Here is a 17,188-nt window from a genome sequence, read left to right as displayed (position 1 = left end):
AATGCTGCCGGCTCGTCGCTCATAGCTTCACCCGTGGATCGACGAGGGTCGAGATCACGTCGACCGTGAGCGTGACGAGAACGGTGCCGAGCGCGTAGACGAGGGTCAGGCCCTGCACGACGTAATAGTCGCGGCCGATGACGGAGCTGATCATCAGCGCGCCGAGCCCGGGGACCGCATAGACGATTTCGACCACGACCGAGCTGCCGATCAGGAAGGCGACCATGACACCAAGGAGGTGCAGCGTCGGCAGAACGGAGTTCAGGAAGATATGGCGCCGAAAGATGTAACCTTCCGGCAGCCCCTTGGAGCGGCTGGCCGTCACGTAGTCCGCCTCCATCTGTTCGAGAATCGCGGCGCGGAGATTGCGGACCAGAAGCGGTACGAGCCAGACGGCTGTGCTGACCGCCGGCAGGAAGAGATGATGGAGATGCTCGATGAAGGTCTCGCCATAGCCGCTCACCGGAAACCAGCCGAGCTCGACGCCGAAGAAACGCGACAGCATCACGGCCAGCCAGAAGACCGGAATGGTCATGCCGCAGACCGACAGCACCCGGATCGATTGGTCGATCCACCCGCCCTGGTTGCGTGCCGCCGCGATCGCGAGCAGCACGGTCGCCGGAACGCTGAGGCACATCACATAGAGGACGAGAAACAGGGTCCGCGGCAGGAAATCGAGGATCAGCTCTCCAACCGGCAGCCGATATCGGATGGAACGGCCGAGATCGCCTTGCAGCAGATTACCGATATAGACGAGATATTGCTCGAGGAGCGGCCGGTCGAGGCCGTAGCGCTCGCGCACCATGGAAACCGCCTCCTCCGTCGCGCGGTCGCCCAGCAGCATCCGGATCGGGTCGCCCGGCGAGAGCTTGACGAGCAGAAAGCTGATCACGCTGATTCCGATCAGGACGGGAATCAGATGGAGCAGTCTCTGTCCGATAACGGAGAGGCGGGACATCGGGACTCCGAAGTGGCGCGCCGTCCGGCGCCGGGACCGGCCGAGCAGAGATAGCCGGGACGATGCAGCAATCGCCCCGGCCCGTGCCTTGCGCTATTCGACGACTTCCGTTTCCTCCAGCGTCCACTGCAGGGCGGGCGTCATCTGAAGGCCCTCGACCCGCGCGCTATAGGCGTTGGTGAATGGCGGGTAGTAGAGCGGGATCTGGGAGACTTCCGTCGTCGTGATCTCCTGGATCTCGTGATAGAGCGCCGTCCGCTTCTCCGGATCGAACTCGGCGGCGGCGGCCTCGATCAGCTCATTGACCTTGGGATCGTCGTAGTTCGTGTAGAACGAGCGGTTGCCGCAGGTTCCGCAGAGCGCCCACCGCGCGGCGAGATCCGGGTCCATCGTTTCGTTGTACCACCAACTCGGCGCGGCATCGTAGTCGCCGTTCGGAATCCGCTCCCACCAGACGCCGCGGTCGACCTTCTCGATCTTCGCCTTCAGCCCCACGGCCGCCCACTGCGCCTGCAAAAGGACGGCCAGTTTGTCGATGTCGGCGATGTCGCTGATGAGGATCACGATATCCTCGCCGTCATAGTCCGACTCCTCCAGAAGCGCCTTGGCCTTCGCCGGATCATAGGCGATGCCCGGGTACTCCGAATGATGGAAGTCGAGTGCGCCGGGCAGGGTCGTATTGGCCGGCTCGGCATGGCCGAAGGTCATCGCCTTGGCGACCGCCTTCACGTCGATCGCATGCGCGGCCGCCTGACGGACGCGGACATCGTCGAACGGCGCACGTCCCTCGTTCAGCAGGGTCATGTAAATGACCGTCGACGGCTCGAGAGGCATTTCTAAGCCTTCGCGCGTCTGCAGGTCGGATACCTGCGACCAGGGGATCTCGCGCGCGGCATCGACCTCGCCGGAGAGCATCATGGCGACCCGCGTGTTCTCGGAGCCGACTTCGATCAGTTCCGCTCCGTCATTCTTCGGATACCCCTCGCGCCAATAGTTCGGGCTGGCCTCCAGAACGAGGCGGTCGTTTGGGCGCCACTCCCGCACCTGGTAGGGTCCCGAGGTGACTGGATCCGACGCGAAGGCCTCCTCCTCACCGCGCGCCTCCACATCCGTCTTCGACACGATGCCCGCGTTGAAGACCTCGAGGTTGCCGAGGAACGGCGCGAAGGGATGCTCGAGCGTCAGGACGACCGTCTTCTCGTCCTTCGCCTTTGCCTCGGCGAGTTGCTGCAGGGGCGCGGGATAGGCCGACTCGGGGTGATCACGAACCCTCAGGAGGCTGAACACCACGTCCTCTGCCGTGATCGGGCTGCCGTCGGAGAACTTCGCGTCCCGCAGCGTCAGCGTGACCGTCTTGCCGTCGTCGGAAATCTCCCAGGACTCGGCAAGTCCGGGCGCCAGTTCGCCGTTCTGATCGCGTCGCAACAGGCGCGCGTAAAGCTGCCCGAAGGTCTCGATATTGCCGGCCGCCGCCGAGCGGGACGGGTCGAGCGTCGTCGTCTTATAGGGCGAGGCGATGCGAACGAGTTCCTCGCTCCCGGCACTGCCGGCGCCGGTAAGAATGCAGGCCGCTACGGCTGCGGCGGCTCCAATGCTACGCCAGATCATTTCTTCCTCCCTGATCGCCTCATCGACGTCCCACGTTTTCGCAGGTTCGATTGTCTTCACACTATGTTGCAAAAATAACATGTTGTCAATTAATGGTGTGAATATATCATTTCCTGCGGAGCGAACGGATCGCTTAGACCGATAGGCGGCAGGCCGGCCGGATGTCGCCGGCAAATCGAGGTGAGGAGCGGATGCAAAGAACAAGGGCGCGGGATCTCGGTCTGGACTTTGCCGGCAGGCCCGGTCCACACAACGCCCTCACCGATGTTCCTGGCGTCCTCGTCGGGTACAGCACGCTGATCGAGGGCGACGGCGAACTGGTTGTCGGCAAGGGTCCGGTGCGGACCGGCGTGACCGCCATTCTGCCGCGCGGCCGGCAGCGCGAGCTCATGCCGATCTGGGCCGGCGTCCATGCGCTCAACGGCAACGGCGAAATGACCGGCGTGCACTGGATTCGCGATGCGGGCCACTTCCTCAGCCCGATCTGCATCACCAATACTCACAGCGTCGGAATCGTCCATCATGCCGTGACGCGCTGGATGATGGACAGCCATCCGGCGGAGTTCCGCGACGAGCATCTCTGGGCCCTGCCGGTGGTCGCTGAGACCTATGACGGCGTGCTGAACGACATCAATGGCCAGCATGTGACGGAGGCCCATGTCTATGACGCGCTCGGCGCCGCTGCCGGCGGCGCTATCGCCGAGGGCAATGTCGGCGGCGGCACCGGCATGATCTGCTACGAGTACAAGGGCGGGACCGGGACGGCGTCCCGCCGGATCACCGTCGGCGGAGAGGACTACACGGTCGGAGCGCTCGTGCAGGCGAACCACGGCATCCGGGACTGGCTGACCATTCTCGGGGTGCCGGTCGGGCGCTATCTCCGCGACGACCGCCTGCTCGACACGGAGCGCGGCTCGATCATCGTCGTGATCGGCACCGACGCCCCGATGCTGCCGCACCAGTTGCGCCGGCTGGCCGAGCGCGCCTCGATCGGCATCGGCCGCAACGGCACGCCCGGCGGGAACAGCTCCGGCGATATCTTTCTCGCCTTCAGCGTGGCCAACCCGATGTCGCGCCAACAGATGGCGGCGCCTCGGAGCACCCTGGAATATGTCGCCGACAATTGCTTCGATCCGATCTATCTCGCGGCGGTCGAAGCCACCGAGGAGGCGGTGATCAACGCGCTGGTCGCGGCCGAGGACATGTCGACCGTCAAACCGCGCGGCAAGGTCTGTCGGGCGATCGACCACGACGCGCTACGCGACATCATGTCACGACACGGTCGGATCAAATAGCACCGACCCGCCCCCTGCCCCACGGGAGGGCTCCCATAGGAGGGATTGCCCCGCGCCCGTCGTCCCCTTATATCTTGATCATGCCTGACAATAGCTCTGCGTCATCGCGCCCGGCCGAGGCGGCGACCGGGCTCCCGCCGAAGGGTGCCCTCGATCATGTCGACTCCTGGATCTTCGACCTCGACAACACGCTCTATCCCGCCTCCTGCAACCTGTTCGCCCAAGTCGATCAGCGCATGGGCGAGTTCATCCAGCGCTTCCTCTCGGTGGACGCGGCGGAGGCGCAGCGCGTTCAGAAGCAGTATTTCCGGGAATATGGCACGACGCTGCGCGGCCTGATGATGCATCACGGCCTGACGCCGACCGAATTCCTCGACTATGTCCATGCGATCGACTGCTCGCCGGTTCAGCCGAGCCCGGCGCTCGACGCCGTCCTCGGCCGGCTTCCGGGCCGGAAGGTCATCTTCACCAACGGTTCGGTCAAGCATGCCGAGAACGTGATGGCCCGGCTGGGGGTGGCCCATCACTTCCACGGCATCTTCGACATCATCGCCGCGAACTATGTGCCGAAGCCGGACCCCGGCTGCTATGCCAGCATGATCCGCGAGCACGCGATCGACCCGCGCGCGGCCGCGATGTTCGAGGACCTGCCGCGCAACCTTGCGCCGGCTGCCGCGCTGGGCATGACAACCGTTCTGGTGCGGACCGACTCGGAATGGGCGCAGGACGGGCGGGACGGCCCCCATATCGACTATGTCACCGACGACCTCATTGGCTGGCTCGAACGCGCGGCGGCCAATCGGGGCGCTTGAGCCTCGCCGCTGATGCTTCGACAGGCTTAGCATGAGGGGGCTATCCTGAACCCCTCACCCTGAGCCTGTCGAAGGGCGAGGGCGCACCTTCCGCCAGCGTTGACAGCCCGCGCCCGCTGCACCATCTTCGGGCGCCGTCACCGACCTATCTCCGGGATCCATTCCATGACGACCGAAGATCTGCAAGCCACCATCGATTCGGCCTGGGAGCAGCGCGACGGCCTGTCGCCGGCGACGAGCGGCGCCGTCCGCGACGCCGTCGAGGCGGCGCTTGACGGGCTCGACCGCGGCACGCTCCGCGTCGCCGAGAAGCGGGACGGCGCCTGGACCACCAATCAATGGCTGAAGAAAGCGGTGCTGCTGTCGTTTCGCCTCTACGATACCGCTCCGATCCCGGGCGGTGGGCGCTTCGGCGGGCTGGTTTCGCCCGGGGCCTCCCCGACCGATGGCGAGGCCGAGGCCGCCTGGTTCGACAAGGTGCCGTCGAAGTTCGCCGGCTGGGGCGACGGAGAGTTCCGCGCGGCCGGATTCCGCGCGGTGCCGAACTGCGTCGTTCGCCGTTCAGCCTATGTCGCGCCCGGCGTCGTGCTGATGCCGAGCTTCGTCAATGTCGGCGCCTATGTCGATCAGGGCACCATGATCGACACCTGGGCCACCGTGGGCTCCTGCGCTCAGATCGGCCGGAACTGCCACATCTCCGGCGGTGCCGGCATCGGCGGCGTGCTCGAGCCGATCCAGGCCGGACCGGTAATCATCGAGGACAACTGCTTCATCGGCGCCCGGGCGGAGGTCGCCGAGGGCGTCGTCGTCGAGGAGGGTTCGGTGCTGTCGATGGGCGTCTATCTCGGCGCCTCGACGAAGATCGTCGACCGTACGACGGGGGAAATCCATTACGGGCGCGTTCCGGCCTATTCCGTCGTGGTCTCCGGCACAGTGCCGGGCAAGCCGCTGCCCAATGGCGAGCCCGGCCCCGGCCTCTATTGCGCGGTGATCGTCAAGCGGGTGGACGAGAAGACGCGCGCCAAGACCTCGATCAACGAGCTGCTGCGGGACTGATCCCGCCATGACTTCCGCCTCATGACCTCCGGGGACACGGCGGCTGCCGACATCGATCCGATCGAGTTGGCCCGCGCGCTGATCCGCTGCCCGAGCGTGACTCCGGAAAACGCCGGCGCCCTGGAGGTGCTGCAGCGGACGCTCGAGCCGCTGGGGTTCACTTGCCACCGCCTGCGCTTCGAGGGTGGCGACAGCCCCTCGGTCGACAATCTCTATGCAGTCACCGGCGGCGACGGCCCGAACTTCTGCTTCGCCGGCCATACCGACGTGGTGCCGACGGGTGATCCGGCACATTGGACGACCGATCCGTTCGGGGCCGAGCTCGTCGACGGCATGCTGTGCGGTCGCGGCGCGGCGGACATGAAGGGCGCCGTCGCCTGCTTCGCGGCCGCTGCCGGTCGGTTTCTGAAAGAACGGGGGCCGGGCTTCGGCGGGCGCATCAGCCTGCTGATCACCGGCGACGAGGAAGGCCCCGCAGTCAACGGCACCCGCCGCGTCCTGGAGTGGCTGCGGGAGCGCGGCGAACGGCTCGACGCCTGTCTGGTCGGCGAGCCGACGAACCCGACGCGTCTTGGCGAGATGGTGAAGATCGGGCGGCGGGGAAGCCTGACCGCGCGGCTGACGGTGCAGGGCATTCAGGGGCACACGGCCTATCCGCATCTCGCCGACAACCCGATCCATCATCTGGTGCGCATGCTGCACGCCATCACCTCCGAGCCGCTGGACGAGGGCTCGGCGCATTTTCAACCCTCCACCCTGCAGATCTCGACCGTCGACGTCGGCAACCCGGCCACCAACGTGATTCCAGCCGAGGCGCGCGCGGTCTTCAACGTCCGCTTCAACGACCGGCACAGCGGCGCGGACGTCGAACGGTGGCTGCGCGCCCGGTTGGATGCGGCGGGCGGGCGGTACGACCTCGATCTTTCGATCAGCGGCGAGGCCTTTCTGACGCCGCCGGGGACTCTCTCGGATTTGGTCGGCGATGCGGTGGAGAAGGTGCTGGGCCGCCGGCCGGAGTTCAGCACGACCGGCGGCACCTCGGACGCGCGGTTCATCAAGGATTTCTGCCCGGTCGCCGAGTTCGGACTGGCCGGGCAGACCATGCACAAGATCGATGAGCGCGTTCCGGTCGCCGATCTTGTTGCCCTGACCGAGATCTATGCCGCCGTTCTGGACAGCTATTTCCCGATGGGTGACTCTGGGGCTGCGACAGATAGATGCTGACAGCCGGCGAGACCGCGGTCGCACTGACCGGCATTTGGCGCCTGGCGCATTTCGATCCGCAGGGCATGGCCTATTTCGATCGGTCGCTGGAGGGATTCTGGCGGTCGTTCCGCGTCGCGGTGTTCATCGCGCCGTTCTACGCGCTGCTGCTCGCGCTCCATTTCATGGACATGCCGGTCCAGGCCGGCTGGCCGCGGCTGTTCCTCGTCGAGGGGATCGCCTATGTCATCAGCTGGACGGCGTTTCCGCTGGCCATGGTCTATGTCAGCCGCAGCCTCGACCGAGAGACGGAGTATCTCGGCTTCATCATCGCCTACAACTGGTCGGCCGTGCTGCAAATCGCCGTCTATCTGCCGGTGACGCTGCTGACATCCGATGGCGTGCTGCCGACCGGTCTCGATCGCCTTGTCGGGATCTTCGCCTCCCTTTTGCTCCTGGCGATCGCCTGGTTCATCGTCAAGACGGCTCTGCGGATAAACGGCCTAGCGGCCATCGGCATCGTCGCGCTCGATATCGCTATTAGTCTGCTCATCACGAGCACGACGGACGGAATGCTGACGTAATATCGGTTGCGCTCCAATAGGGGATCGGAAGGCGGCTACTGGATTCGCGCGCCGATCCGGTCCATCCGCGTCGCCGGCAACCATCGCCAGATATGCAGGAAGCTGGCATTGTGAGCGGCGGTCGAGTAAAAGACAAACTTGGCTCGGCCGACGAGGTTCTCCGCCGGGATGAAGCCGACCATCGAGGTTCGGCTGTCCTGCGAATTGTCCCGATTGTCGCCCAGAGCGAAATAGTGGCCGGGCGGGACCATATAGACGGATGTGTTATCGAGCGGCACCTTGTCGCTGACCTCGATGATGTCATAGCTGACGCCATTCGGCAGCGCCTCCCGATATATTTCCGCGCTCTCGCTCGGGAGAAAACCCCACGCCACTTCGTAGGCTTCCGTCACCTCGGGTCCGAGTCGCTCGCGCTTCACCGGATCGCCACTGATGTAGAGCCGCCCATCACGCATCTGGATGTGGTCGCCGGGCAGGCCAACGATGCGCTTGATGTAGCTCGTCTCGCCACCGCTCGGCAGCTTGAACACGGCGACATCACCGCGCTCCGGCTGTTGATCGCGGTAAGCGCTACCCGCCAGAACAAAGTAATCCCCGGCCTGCATCGTCGGGAGCATCGACCGGGCAGGCATGTGGAAGAGCTCGAAATCGCTCCCCCGGTTCTCGAACAGGAGCAGCATGAGATGGGCAGCGAGCAGGATCGCGACATACACATACCACCTGTTATAGCGCCCAAGCTCGATCACACCGTCGCGGCGGGCCGAGCGGTAAGCATTCACGATGCTCACAATCCAAACCGGGACGAAACCAAACGCGATCGCAACCAACAGAATGAGCCCCGTCAGTGACTCGACCGGCGGCGCAAGGACATCGATGAGGCACAGCGTCAAGCTCGCCACAGCCCCTACGGCCAAGAACATGAGCGCTCACCTCGGCTCGCTGTTGTAAAGCTGCTCGAGTCCGGGCACGAGAAGCGAGAGGCCCGCGGCGAGTAGCGGCTGCCGCTTTTTCCCTTGCGATGTCATGGAGGCACCGTTCCCCTGAATGCTCCGCGATCCGTTCTATCGCTTCGAGGCTCCGCCGTATTGCGCTGGTTGAAATGGCGGGACGGCCCGCAACGAACACCGTCGCCGAACGGTTCTTTAGGTCAGGGTTTGAATGTTCGCGGAAAGCGAGCGGGTTAGTACCACACGTCCGTAAGATAGAGCCCATCTGCCGGCGCCGTCGGGCCGGCGGCGGTGCGGTCGCGGGCGGCGAGCGCCTTGGAAACCTCGGCCGCGCTCCACTTGCCTTCGCCGACCAGTTTCAGCGTGCCGACCATGTTGCGCACCTGATGATGCAGGAAGGAGCGGGCGCGGGCGGTGATCCGGATTTCCTCGCCGGCGCGCGTCACCTCCAGCAGGTCGAGCGTCTTTACCGGCGACTTCGCCTGGCAGAGGGTGGCGCGGAAGCTGGTGAAATCATGACGGCCAACGAGAATTTGTGCCGCCGCCTGCATCGCCACCGCGTCGAGCGGCGGCTGCACCGCCCAGGCCCGCCCCCGGTCGAGAGCGAGCGGTGCCCGCCGGTTCACGATCCGGTAGAGATAGGCCCGCGCGGTCGCGGAGAACCGGGCGTGGAAGTCCGGCCCGACCGCCTCGGCCCTCACCACGGCGACTGGAGCCGGCTTCAGATGGAAGTTGACGGCGTCGCGCACGGTGTCGGCTGTCGTCTCGCGGGCGATATCGAGATGGGCGACCTGGCCCAGCGCATGGACCCCGGCGTCGGTCCGGCCGGCGGCATGGACGGTGACGGTCTCGCCGCAGAAGGCCCGCACCGCCTCCTCGACCGCCTGCTGCACCGAGGGGCCGTTCTCCTGCCGCTGCCAGCCGACGAAGCCGCCGCCGTCATATTCGAGGGTCAGCTTGAAGCGGGTCACGTCCCAGGATCCGACAAGCCTGGGTCCAGCAGAGTCCCGGCGGGCAGGACAAAGCCGCGCAGGAAATCGGCCGCGGCCATCGGCGCCTTACCGGCACGCTGAACCTTCGCCAGACGCAAGGCACGGTCGCCACAGGCGACGGTCAGGCGATCGTCGAGCACTCGGCCAGGCTTGGCGTCGGATGATCCGGGGTTCTCCACGATCTCCGCCGACAGCACCTTGATGCGGTCGCCGCCGGCCTCGAACCAGGCGCCGGGCCAGGGCGTCAGCGCGCGGACCTGCCGTTCCAGCGCCGCCGCCGGGCGGCGCCAGTCGAGCCGCCCCTCCTCCCGGGTCAGCTTCGCCGCATAGGTCGCGCCCTCGGCGGGCTGCGGCGTCGGCTGGAGACGCCCGGCATCGAGTCCCTCCAGAGCCTCGACCACCAGGGTGGCACCGAGAGCCGCCAGCCGGTCATGCAGCGTCGCGGCCGTGTCGTCCGGCCCGATGGGCAGTCTCTCCGTGAGGAGCACGGGCCCCGTATCGAGGCCGGCATCCATCGCCATGATGCTGATTCCGGTTTCGGGATCCCCGGCGAGGAGCGCGCGCTGGATCGGCGCCGCACCCCGCCAGCGCGGCAGCAGCGAGGCATGGATATTGAGGCAGCCCAGGCGCGGAGCATCCAGGATCAGCTGAGGAAGGATCAGCCCATAGGCGACGACGACCGCGGCATCGAGTCCGAGAGCGGCGAAGGCCGTCTGCTCGGCGGGGTCCTTCAGGCTGAGAGGTGTGCGGACCGGGAGGCCGCGCGCTTCGGCGGCCGCGTGCACGGGCGAGAGCTTCGGCCGTTGGCCGCGGCCGGCGGGGCGCGGCGGCTGTGTGTAGACGGCGGCCAGGTCATGGCCAGCCTCGAGCAAAGCGCGGAGAGCGGGAACGGCGAAATCGGGCGTCCCCATGAACGCCAGTCGAAGTCGCGGCATGGCCGGCGGCCGATCAGCCGGCGCGGGCGACGCCGACGGGGGCCTCGGCCTTGCGCGCCTTCAGGAGCTTGCGCAGGATGATGTTGCGCTTCAGCGCCGAGATATGGTCAACGAACAGGATGCCGTCGAGATGGTCCATCTCGTGCTGGATACAGGTCGCGAGCAGGCCGTCCGCCTCGATCTCGCGGATCTCGTTCTCATGATCGAGATAGCGGACGCGGCAGCGCGCCGGACGCGCGACGTCGGCATAATGCTCCGGCAGCGACAGGCAGCCTTCGTTGTAGATCGCATCCTCGTCCGAGACCCAGAGCAGCTCGGGATTTGCCATTCGCAAGGGCTGCGGCGGCTCGTCCTCGCGCGCGACGTCGACGACGATCACGCGGACCGGGACGCCGACCTGCGGCGCGGCGAGGCCGATGCCCGGCGCGACATACATCGTTTCCAGCATATCGTCCATCAGACGACGAATCTCGCCGTCGACGCGCTCGACCGGCTTGCAGGTCGCCTTCAGCCGCGGGTCGGGGGCGATCAGGATCTCGCGAATAGCCATGGTTCCAGGTATCTGTCTGCTTTTGCTCGGACATTAGGTATGATCTGCGCCGGGCGCCGTCAAGCTTCGCCCTACTGGCCGCCGGCCGTGCATCCGGGGGAGCGGCCGTGTTAGGTTGGCCCGGTAGGGACCTGTTGAAGGCGGACCGCGATCCATGGACCTCGACACGGCTTTGATTATAGCCGCTTTGGCGGCGATTCTCGGCATCGGCGCCCTTCTGCTGTTGCGCCGTCCAGCAGACCAATCGGGCATGGCGGTGGCGGAGCTCTCGGGCCGGTTGGAGCAGATGGCGGCGAGCCAGGCGGCGGCGCAGGCGGCGCTCGCCGAGCGGATGCAGGGACAGGAGCGGGCATTGGCGAAAGCGCTCGACGAGCGCCTTGCCGATCTCGGCAAGCGGGTCGGCGACCGGCTGCAGGAATCGTCGCAGCAGGCGCAGCAGTCGATGACCGACCTGAAGGAGCGGCTGGCGGTGATCGACGCGGCCCAGAAGAACATCACCGAACTGTCGTCGCAGGTCGTCGGGCTGCAGGAGATCCTGGCGAACAAGCAGGCGCGCGGCGCGTTCGGAGAGATCCAGCTCCAGGACCTGATCCAAGGCGTGCTGCCGCCTTCCGCCTTCGAGTTCCAGGCGACGCTGAGCGGCGGGCGGCGGGTCGACTGCCTGCTCCGCCTGCCGAACCCACCGGGCTCGATCGCGCTCGACGCGAAATTCCCGCTCGAAAGCTATCGCGCCCTGCGCGAGGCGAAGGACGAGGCGGCGACGGTCCAGGCCCGGCGCGCCTTCGCGACGGCCATCCGCACCCACTTCCGCGACATCGCGGAGCGCTATATCGTCGCCGGCGAGACGGCCGAATCGGCTCTCATGTTCCTGCCGAGCGAGGCCGTCTATGCCGAGCTGCACGCGAACTTCCCCAATGTGGTCGAGGAATCCTTCCGTCACCGGGTGTGGATCGTCTCGCCGACCACCCTGATGGCGACCCTGACCACCGTGCGGGCCGTGCTGAAGGATGTGCGGATGCGGGAGCAGGCCGACATCATCCAGACCGAGGTACGAACCCTGCTGACCGACGTGACCCGCCTCGACGACAGGGTCGGCAAGCTGCAACGGCATTTCGACCAGGCGACCGAGGACGTCCGGCAGATCCGGATCTCGACGGAGAAGGTCGGCAAGCGGGCTGAGCGGATCGAGGAGCTTCAGCTCGAAGAGGCCGCCTCACCGCCCGCGCTGGTCGTCGCGCCCGCCGTCGGAGGCAATTAAACCGCCTTCCGACGGCTCGCTTACCGGCCCTGGGATCGCGTCACATCGCGCTTGAGCCGATTGTCGCCGGCGTGATGTTCATGGCCGGGTCCCGCTTGGTTCTGACCCGGCTTGTTGCCTTGGTCATCGGGATCGAGATGCCCCTCGCGCGCCGATTTGCCGGGACCGCCGAAACGGTGCTTGGTTTCCTCGGTAGGGAAGTGCTCCTTCTGGCGGTCCAGCGCGTTGCGATCCATTTTGCTCTTTTTCGTCATACCGGCCTCCTTTGTAGGGAAGCCAACACCGACGCGGCGACGGGGTTCCGACCGGCAAAAAGGCGAGATCCTGCTAGTAGGTCACTCGCACCTGATAGGTGAGTTCCGTCGTCCCGTTGGCCGGGATCGGAACGGTCCATTCCGCCTGCTGGGCGCTGACGCGCTCATGCGGGTGACTTTCCTCGAGCACCTCCCAGTCGCCGGGGATCTGCTCGACGACCGTCGCGCTCACCGGCTCCGCCTTGGCGTTGCGGAGCTCGACGGTGAAGGCGGTCTCGTAAACCCGCTCGCCGAGCTGCTCGAACGCCGTCTGCCGCGCCCGGGCGGTGACGTCGAAGGCACGGCCGAGCGTAAGCCGCACCGTCTCGTCCGCGGGCGTATGCTCGACCGCGTCCTCGCCGACGAACATCAGCTCGCCGGCACCGCTCGCCCCATAGACACGGACAACGCCTTGCGGCAGCGGCATGCCGAGCCCGCCCGCCTCCGCATTCTCGAAGGAGAGCCGCACCGTCGCATTGACGCGCCGGGGCTCGCCCATCGCATGGTCGTAGATATTGTTAAGGCCGGCGAACCGATATTCCTTGCGCACCGGCACGCCGTCGCCGGAGAGCAGCGCCACCTGCTTGGTCTCGTTCTCGGCGATTGTGACCGGCCGGTCGAGACTATAGAGGTGATAATCGAACAGCGCCTCGCGCGCCGGCATCGGCGCGGCCTCGGCCTTCATCGACATCGTCATCATGTCGCGCGCCGCGAACCGGCTGACCTGGTTCACCTCGCCGGCGACGAGTTGCACTCGCGCATCCCGAAAGCTCGCGCCGCTGGCGTTGGCGAGGGTGATCCAGCCTTTCAGATCAACCTTATCCTCCGCGCCGTTCAGCTCGGCCACGTAATCGGCCTGCCACCCCAGTCCGCCGGTGAGATAGCCGAGCTCGACCGGCGTCTGGCCGGCGCTGCCGCTTTCGACCACCGTGACCAGCGTCGGACGCGCCCGCAGGCCGGCCGGCACGCCGGGCAGAACGATGCGTCCGGGCGGATCGACCTCGACCCGGTCGCCGATGCGCAGCACGACGCCGCCGACGGCGCTCAACAGTTCGCCCTCCTCGACGGTTTCGGCGCCACTCTCGGGATCGGTCCGGATCACCCGCACGGTCTCGCCCACATGCTCCTCGAGAAGCCGCTGCGGGGTCAGCAGGTCGGCCTGGAAGCTCTGCTCGACAATGTCGAGTTCGGCGCCGTCGGTGCGCAGCAGCGCCGTCTCCGGACGAATCTGAGGGCTGATGCCGAGAAAGGCGAGGCGATTGAGCCCGTCCTCCAACGCGACGCGCCGCCGGTCGCGGACCAGAGTCAGGTTCTCGTTATAGATTGTGATCGAAACACCGGTCTGGTCCTCGAGCGCGACCTGCCGCTCGTCCGCCGGCCCCTGGGCGTTGGCGGCGCCCGTAGCGAGAAACCCGGCCAGCGTGAATGCCGAGAATGCCGCCGCGCGCGGCATGATTTTGGCCCGAGCGCGAGTGCCCTTCTGCCTCATGATTTTCTGCTCTCCCATGGAGTTCGTCCGGACAACTTATAAACCTGGGCGGGAGAATCCGCGAACTCTTGGGCGGAATTTGGGCAGCCGTCTATAGCGGACGGCGGGCGCGCAGGGCGGCCGTCAGAGTACCGTCGTCCAGATAATCGAGCTCGCCGCCGACCGGTACGCCATGGGCCAGCCGCGTCACCTTGACGTCGAGCCCGGCCAGCCGGTCCATGATGTAATGGGCGGTGGTCTGACCGTCGACGGTGGCACCCATGGCGAGGATCACCTCCGTCACCGCCGGATCGGCGGCGCGCTTGACCAGCCCGTCGATATTGAGCTGCTCCGGGCCGATGCCGTCGAGCGCGGAGAGCGTGCCGCCGAGCACGTGATAGCGGCCCTTGAAGGCGGCCGTGCGCTCGAGTGCCCAGAGATCCGCCACCCCCTCGATGACGCAGATCGTCGCAGTATCGCGCCGCGGGTCGCGGCAGATGCCGCAGGGATCGGCCGTGTCGAGATTGCCGCAGACCGAACAGTTGCGGATGTTCGCCGCTGCCTCGCCCAACGCGCTCGCCAGAGGCAGCATCAGCGACTCGCGCTTCTTGATCAGGTGGAGTGCCGCGCGCCGCGCCGAGCGCGGCCCCAGGCCGGGCAGCCTGGCGAGGAGCTGCACCAGCCGCTCCATGTCGGAGAGCATCATCCGAAAACCCTGTCCATTGAGTCACATAGCCCGCCGATCGGGCAGGCGAACCCGCTTCCGCGAGCGCAAGAGATAAATAGGAAGCGGCTGCGCCTTCTACGAGTACCGGCCCGGTACAGGCCGGGCGCCGCCGCGCCGCTCAGAAGGGCAGCTTCATCCCCGGCGGCAGTTGCAGCCCGCCGGTCATCTCCGACATCTTGTCCTGGACATGCTGTTCGACCTTCGCCTTGGCATCGCCGAAGGCCGCGACGATCAGGTCCTCCAGCACCTCGACCTCCGCGGGATCGATCAGCTTCGGGTCGATCTTGATACCGCGCATCTCGCTCTTGCCGGTGAGGGTGACGGATACCATTCCACCGCCCGAACTGCCGGTGATCTCGACGCGATCGAGTTCGCCCTGAAGCTCCGCCATCTTGGACTGCATCTGCTGGGCCTGCTTCATGATCTGGCCGATGTTCTTCATGGATTCTCGTCTCCGTTGTTGGATTCCGGACCGTCCCCGTCGCTCCACTCGGTGGCCATCGGCTCCAGGACGGTAGCGGCCGGCACTTGCGGCTTCAGATCGCGGATCGCCTCGATCGTCGCGCCGGGAAAGCGCTGCATCACCGCCGCGACTAGAGGATGAGCAAGGACTGCCTGCCGGTCCCGCTCGGCCGCGGCTGCAGCCTGCTCCGCAAGCGTCGGCTCGCCGTCTTCGCGCGACACGCTGACGACCCAGCGGCGGTCGGTCCAGTCCGTGAGGCTGGCGCCCAGCCGGTTGGCGAGATTCGGCGGCGCCTTGTCGGTCGGCCGGAGCTCGATCCGCCCCGGCTCGAAGCGGACCAGATGAACGCTATTCACAAGATGAGCATGGAGAACGGCCTCGCGCCGCTGGGCGCAGAGCGCCACCACCTCCGAGAAGCTCTGCGGATCGGGCAAGGCGGCGGCCTCGGCCTCCGGTTCGACCACTTCCGGAGCCCCGGGATGGGCGGCACCCGGATCGGCGGCCGGCGAAACGAAGCTGCCGCCCCCGACGGCAAGCGCGGCGCGCGGCCGGTTCGGCGGCATGTCCCGGCCGGAATCGGCGACCGACGACGGCTCCGCCGCGATCAAGGAAGACGCCGCTGGAGCCATCGGAGCCGAGCGCGTTGGACCGGGCCGGGGTTCGGCCCCATTTCCCTGGCTGCTTCCGTGCCCCTGAAGCTGCTGCACGAGCTCCGCCGGCGTCGGCATTTCGGCGGCATGCGTCAGGCGAATCAGCACCATCTCGACGGCCTGTAGCGGCGCCGGCGCGGCCTGTGCCTCGCCAAGGCCCTTGAGCAGCATCTGCCAGGTCCGTGCCAGCGCGCCCATCGACAGCGCCTGCGCCATCGCCCGGCCGCGCACACGCTCCGCCTCCGGCACGGCCGGCCCGTCGGCCGTCTGCGGCACGATCTTGATCCGGGTCAGCCAATGGGTCAGTTCGAGCAGATCCTGCAGCAGAACCACCGGATCGGCGCCGGCATGGTACATGTCAGCCACCAGCGCCAGCGCGCCGGCGGCATCGCCCCGCATCGCCCGGTCGAACAGTTCGAAGAGCTGCGTCCGGTCCGCCAGCCCGAGCATCTCACGGATCTGCGTCTCGGTGACCTCGCCCTCGGCGAGCGCGAAGGCCTGATCGAGCAGGGACAGCCCGTCGCGGACCGAGCCGTCGGCCGCCCGCGCGATCAGCGCCAGCGCGGCCGGTGCGATCACGGCCTTTTCGTCCTCGGCGATGCTCGCGAAGTAACGGGTCAACGTCTCCGCATCGACCCGGCGGAGATCAAACCGCTGGCAGCGCGACAGGACGGTGACCGGCACCTTGCGGATCTCGGTGGTGGCGAAGATGAACTTCACATGCGCCGGCGGCTCTTCCAGCGTCTTCAACAGCGCGTTGAAGGCGTTGTTCGACAGCATGTGCACTTCGTCGATGATATAGACCTTGTAGCGCGCCGAAACCGGACGGTAGCGGACGCCGTCGATCAATTCGCGGATGTCGTTGACCCCGGTGCGGCTGGCGGCATCCATCTCCAGCACGTCGACATGGCGATCCTCAGCGATGGCGCGACAGTTCTCGCAGACGCCGCAGGGATCCGCCGTCGGACCGCCCGCCCCGTCCGGACCGATGCAGTTCAGTCCGCGCGCGAGAATGCGCGCCGTCGTCGTCTTGCCGACACCGCGCACGCCGGTGAGGATGAAGGCATGCGCCAGCCGGCCGGCCGCGATCGCGTTGGTCAGCGTCCGCACCATCGCTTCCTGACCGATCATCCGGCGGAAGGTCGACGGGCGATATTTTCGGGCTAGGACGCGATAATGAGCGGCACCAGAAATCTGGCCCTGTATGGCGCTCTCAGGCTGTATCGTCGTCGAATTCGGCTGATCGGACATCGCGCCAGAGACTGGGCCAGCGGTGAAGGCAGGGCGGGAGGCTGGCTAAGCGACCCGAGCGGAAACTCGTTACGGCTGCTTCCTTCCGGACCTGACCGAGTTGGCGAGGCGCCCGTCCGCCGCCAACCTCCCAAGGAC

At 66.7% G+C, this 17,188-nt stretch carries 17 protein-coding genes and 1 other RNA gene; 6 read left to right on the top strand and 12 right to left on the bottom strand.

All coding sequences use genetic code 11. The features are described 5' to 3' along the window. Nucleotides 1-19 precede the first annotated feature (19 nt). Both DT069_RS15565 and DT069_RS15560 read right to left on the bottom strand, forming a co-directional pair. Entirely contained in the window at nt 20-958 is a 939-nt protein-coding gene (locus tag DT069_RS15565) for an ABC transporter permease (RefSeq protein ID WP_119461221.1), read from the bottom strand. A 93-nt stretch (nt 959-1,051) separates the two neighbouring features. Then, entirely contained in the window at nt 1,052-2,566 is a 1,515-nt protein-coding gene (locus DT069_RS15560) for an ABC transporter substrate-binding protein (RefSeq protein WP_162913227.1), read from the bottom strand. Between the two features lie 191 nt (nt 2,567-2,757). Here DT069_RS15560 and DT069_RS15555 point away from each other — a divergent pair, with 191 nt between their 5' ends. From DT069_RS15555 to DT069_RS15535, 5 genes are all read left to right on the top strand, one after another. Continuing rightward, entirely contained in the window at nt 2,758-3,861 is a 1,104-nt protein-coding gene (locus DT069_RS15555; protein WP_119461219.1) for a DmpA family aminopeptidase, read from the top strand. 80 nt (nt 3,862-3,941) lie between these two features. After that, the gene (locus tag DT069_RS15550; RefSeq protein ID WP_119461281.1) at nt 3,942-4,673 is read left to right on the top strand and encodes a pyrimidine 5'-nucleotidase; all 732 of its coding nucleotides are present in this window, start codon (nt 3,942-3,944) and stop codon (nt 4,671-4,673) included. A 165-nt stretch (nt 4,674-4,838) separates the two neighbouring features. Further along, nucleotides 4,839-5,729, top strand: a complete 891-nt coding sequence (locus DT069_RS15545; RefSeq protein WP_119461218.1) for a 2,3,4,5-tetrahydropyridine-2,6-dicarboxylate N-succinyltransferase — start codon at nt 4,839-4,841, stop codon at nt 5,727-5,729. 21 nt (nt 5,730-5,750) lie between these two features. Continuing rightward, nucleotides 5,751-6,953: a succinyl-diaminopimelate desuccinylase gene (gene dapE / locus DT069_RS15540; protein ID WP_119461217.1), complete on the top strand. Its 1,203-nt coding sequence runs from the start codon at nt 5,751-5,753 to the stop codon at nt 6,951-6,953. Then, nucleotides 6,947-7,516: a hypothetical protein gene (locus tag DT069_RS15535; protein WP_119461216.1), complete on the top strand. Its 570-nt coding sequence runs from the start codon at nt 6,947-6,949 to the stop codon at nt 7,514-7,516. Before dapE ends, DT069_RS15535 begins: the two co-directional genes overlap by 7 nt. 35 nt (nt 7,517-7,551) lie before the next feature. Here the strand turns inward: DT069_RS15535 and lepB are convergent, their stop codons facing one another. From lepB to def, 4 genes are all read right to left on the bottom strand, one after another. Continuing rightward, on the bottom strand, nt 7,552-8,436 hold the full coding sequence (gene lepB / locus DT069_RS15530; protein WP_425450276.1) for a signal peptidase I: 885 nt from the start codon (nt 8,434-8,436) through the stop codon (nt 7,552-7,554). Between the two features lie 260 nt (nt 8,437-8,696). Next, a complete protein-coding gene (truA, locus tag DT069_RS15525) occupies nt 8,697-9,434 on the bottom strand; it encodes a tRNA pseudouridine(38-40) synthase TruA (protein ID WP_119461215.1) in 738 nt (245 codons plus the stop codon). Then, nucleotides 9,431-10,390: a methionyl-tRNA formyltransferase gene (fmt, locus tag DT069_RS15520; RefSeq protein ID WP_119461214.1), complete on the bottom strand. Its 960-nt coding sequence runs from the start codon at nt 10,388-10,390 to the stop codon at nt 9,431-9,433. The genes truA and fmt overlap by 4 nt, the downstream gene beginning before the upstream one ends. 13 nt (nt 10,391-10,403) lie before the next feature. Further along, nucleotides 10,404-10,940, bottom strand: a complete 537-nt coding sequence (gene def / locus DT069_RS15515; protein WP_119461213.1) for a peptide deformylase — start codon at nt 10,938-10,940, stop codon at nt 10,404-10,406. Nucleotides 10,941-11,094: 154 nt separating this feature from the next. On the opposite strand from def, the gene DT069_RS15510 reads away from it, so the two are divergent. Next, nucleotides 11,095-12,198: a DNA recombination protein RmuC gene (locus tag DT069_RS15510; protein ID WP_119461212.1), complete on the top strand. Its 1,104-nt coding sequence runs from the start codon at nt 11,095-11,097 to the stop codon at nt 12,196-12,198. A gap of 20 nt (nt 12,199-12,218) precedes the next feature. On the opposite strand, the gene DT069_RS15505 is transcribed toward DT069_RS15510, so the two are convergent. From DT069_RS15505 to ffs, 6 genes are all read right to left on the bottom strand, one after another. Beyond that, a complete protein-coding gene (locus DT069_RS15505; protein ID WP_162913226.1) occupies nt 12,219-12,452 on the bottom strand; it encodes a hypothetical protein in 234 nt (77 codons plus the stop codon). A gap of 73 nt (nt 12,453-12,525) precedes the next feature. Further along, nucleotides 12,526-13,980, bottom strand: a complete 1,455-nt coding sequence (locus DT069_RS15500; protein WP_425450275.1) for a DUF4139 domain-containing protein — start codon at nt 13,978-13,980, stop codon at nt 12,526-12,528. Between the two features lie 91 nt (nt 13,981-14,071). After that, nucleotides 14,072-14,665 (bottom strand): recombination mediator RecR, encoded by a 594-nt coding sequence (gene recR / locus DT069_RS15495; RefSeq protein WP_119461210.1) that lies wholly within the window; start codon nt 14,663-14,665, stop codon nt 14,072-14,074. Between the two features lie 139 nt (nt 14,666-14,804). After that, the gene (locus DT069_RS15490) at nt 14,805-15,128 is read right to left on the bottom strand and encodes a YbaB/EbfC family nucleoid-associated protein (protein WP_119461209.1); all 324 of its coding nucleotides are present in this window, start codon (nt 15,126-15,128) and stop codon (nt 14,805-14,807) included. Beyond that, entirely contained in the window at nt 15,125-17,050 is a 1,926-nt protein-coding gene (locus tag DT069_RS15485) for a DNA polymerase III subunit gamma/tau (RefSeq protein WP_119461208.1), read from the bottom strand. The genes DT069_RS15490 and DT069_RS15485 overlap by 4 nt, the downstream gene beginning before the upstream one ends. Nucleotides 17,051-17,083: 33 nt before the next feature. Next, nucleotides 17,084-17,181: signal recognition particle sRNA small type (gene ffs, locus DT069_RS15480), an RNA gene on the bottom strand. Between the last annotated feature and the right edge of the window lie 7 nt (nt 17,182-17,188).

This window comes from Virgifigura deserti, from assembly GCA_003576685.1.
GTDB classification, from domain to species: Bacteria; Pseudomonadota; Alphaproteobacteria; order Dongiales; family Dongiaceae; genus Virgifigura; species Virgifigura deserti.
Note: the sequence above shows the minus strand (reverse complement) of the source record. Positions and strands in the feature narration are given on the sequence as shown.

What these genes read in the sequence shown, in the direction of transcription:
- DT069_RS15505 (WP_162913226.1), bottom strand. Translation starts at nt 12,452, where the DNA reads ATGACGAAAAAGAGCAAAATGGATCGCAACGCGCTGGACCGCCAGAAG.
- DT069_RS15485 (WP_119461208.1), bottom strand. Translation starts at nt 17,050, where the DNA reads ATGTCCGATCAGCCGAATTCGACGACGATACAGCCTGAGAGCGCCATA.
- def (WP_119461213.1), bottom strand. Translation starts at nt 10,940, where the DNA reads ATGGCTATTCGCGAGATCCTGATCGCCCCCGACCCGCGGCTGAAGGCG.
- DT069_RS15545 (WP_119461218.1), top strand. Translation starts at nt 4,839, where the DNA reads ATGACGACCGAAGATCTGCAAGCCACCATCGATTCGGCCTGGGAGCAG.
- DT069_RS15555 (WP_119461219.1), top strand. Translation starts at nt 2,758, where the DNA reads ATGCAAAGAACAAGGGCGCGGGATCTCGGTCTGGACTTTGCCGGCAGG.
- DT069_RS15560 (WP_162913227.1), bottom strand. Translation starts at nt 2,566, where the DNA reads ATGATCTGGCGTAGCATTGGAGCCGCCGCAGCCGTAGCGGCCTGCATT.
- lepB (WP_425450276.1), bottom strand. Translation starts at nt 8,436, where the DNA reads ATGTTCTTGGCCGTAGGGGCTGTGGCGAGCTTGACGCTGTGCCTCATC.
- DT069_RS15500 (WP_425450275.1), bottom strand. Translation starts at nt 13,980, where the DNA reads ATGAGGCAGAAGGGCACTCGCGCTCGGGCCAAAATCATGCCGCGCGCG.
- DT069_RS15565 (WP_119461221.1), bottom strand. Translation starts at nt 958, where the DNA reads ATGTCCCGCCTCTCCGTTATCGGACAGAGACTGCTCCATCTGATTCCC.
- DT069_RS15510 (WP_119461212.1), top strand. Translation starts at nt 11,095, where the DNA reads ATGGACCTCGACACGGCTTTGATTATAGCCGCTTTGGCGGCGATTCTC.
- DT069_RS15550 (WP_119461281.1), top strand. Translation starts at nt 3,942, where the DNA reads ATGCCTGACAATAGCTCTGCGTCATCGCGCCCGGCCGAGGCGGCGACC.
- DT069_RS15490 (WP_119461209.1), bottom strand. Translation starts at nt 15,128, where the DNA reads ATGAAGAACATCGGCCAGATCATGAAGCAGGCCCAGCAGATGCAGTCC.
- recR (WP_119461210.1), bottom strand. Translation starts at nt 14,665, where the DNA reads ATGATGCTCTCCGACATGGAGCGGCTGGTGCAGCTCCTCGCCAGGCTG.
- DT069_RS15535 (WP_119461216.1), top strand. Translation starts at nt 6,947, where the DNA reads ATGCTGACAGCCGGCGAGACCGCGGTCGCACTGACCGGCATTTGGCGC.
- dapE (WP_119461217.1), top strand. Translation starts at nt 5,751, where the DNA reads ATGACCTCCGGGGACACGGCGGCTGCCGACATCGATCCGATCGAGTTG.
- fmt (WP_119461214.1), bottom strand. Translation starts at nt 10,390, where the DNA reads ATGCCGCGACTTCGACTGGCGTTCATGGGGACGCCCGATTTCGCCGTT.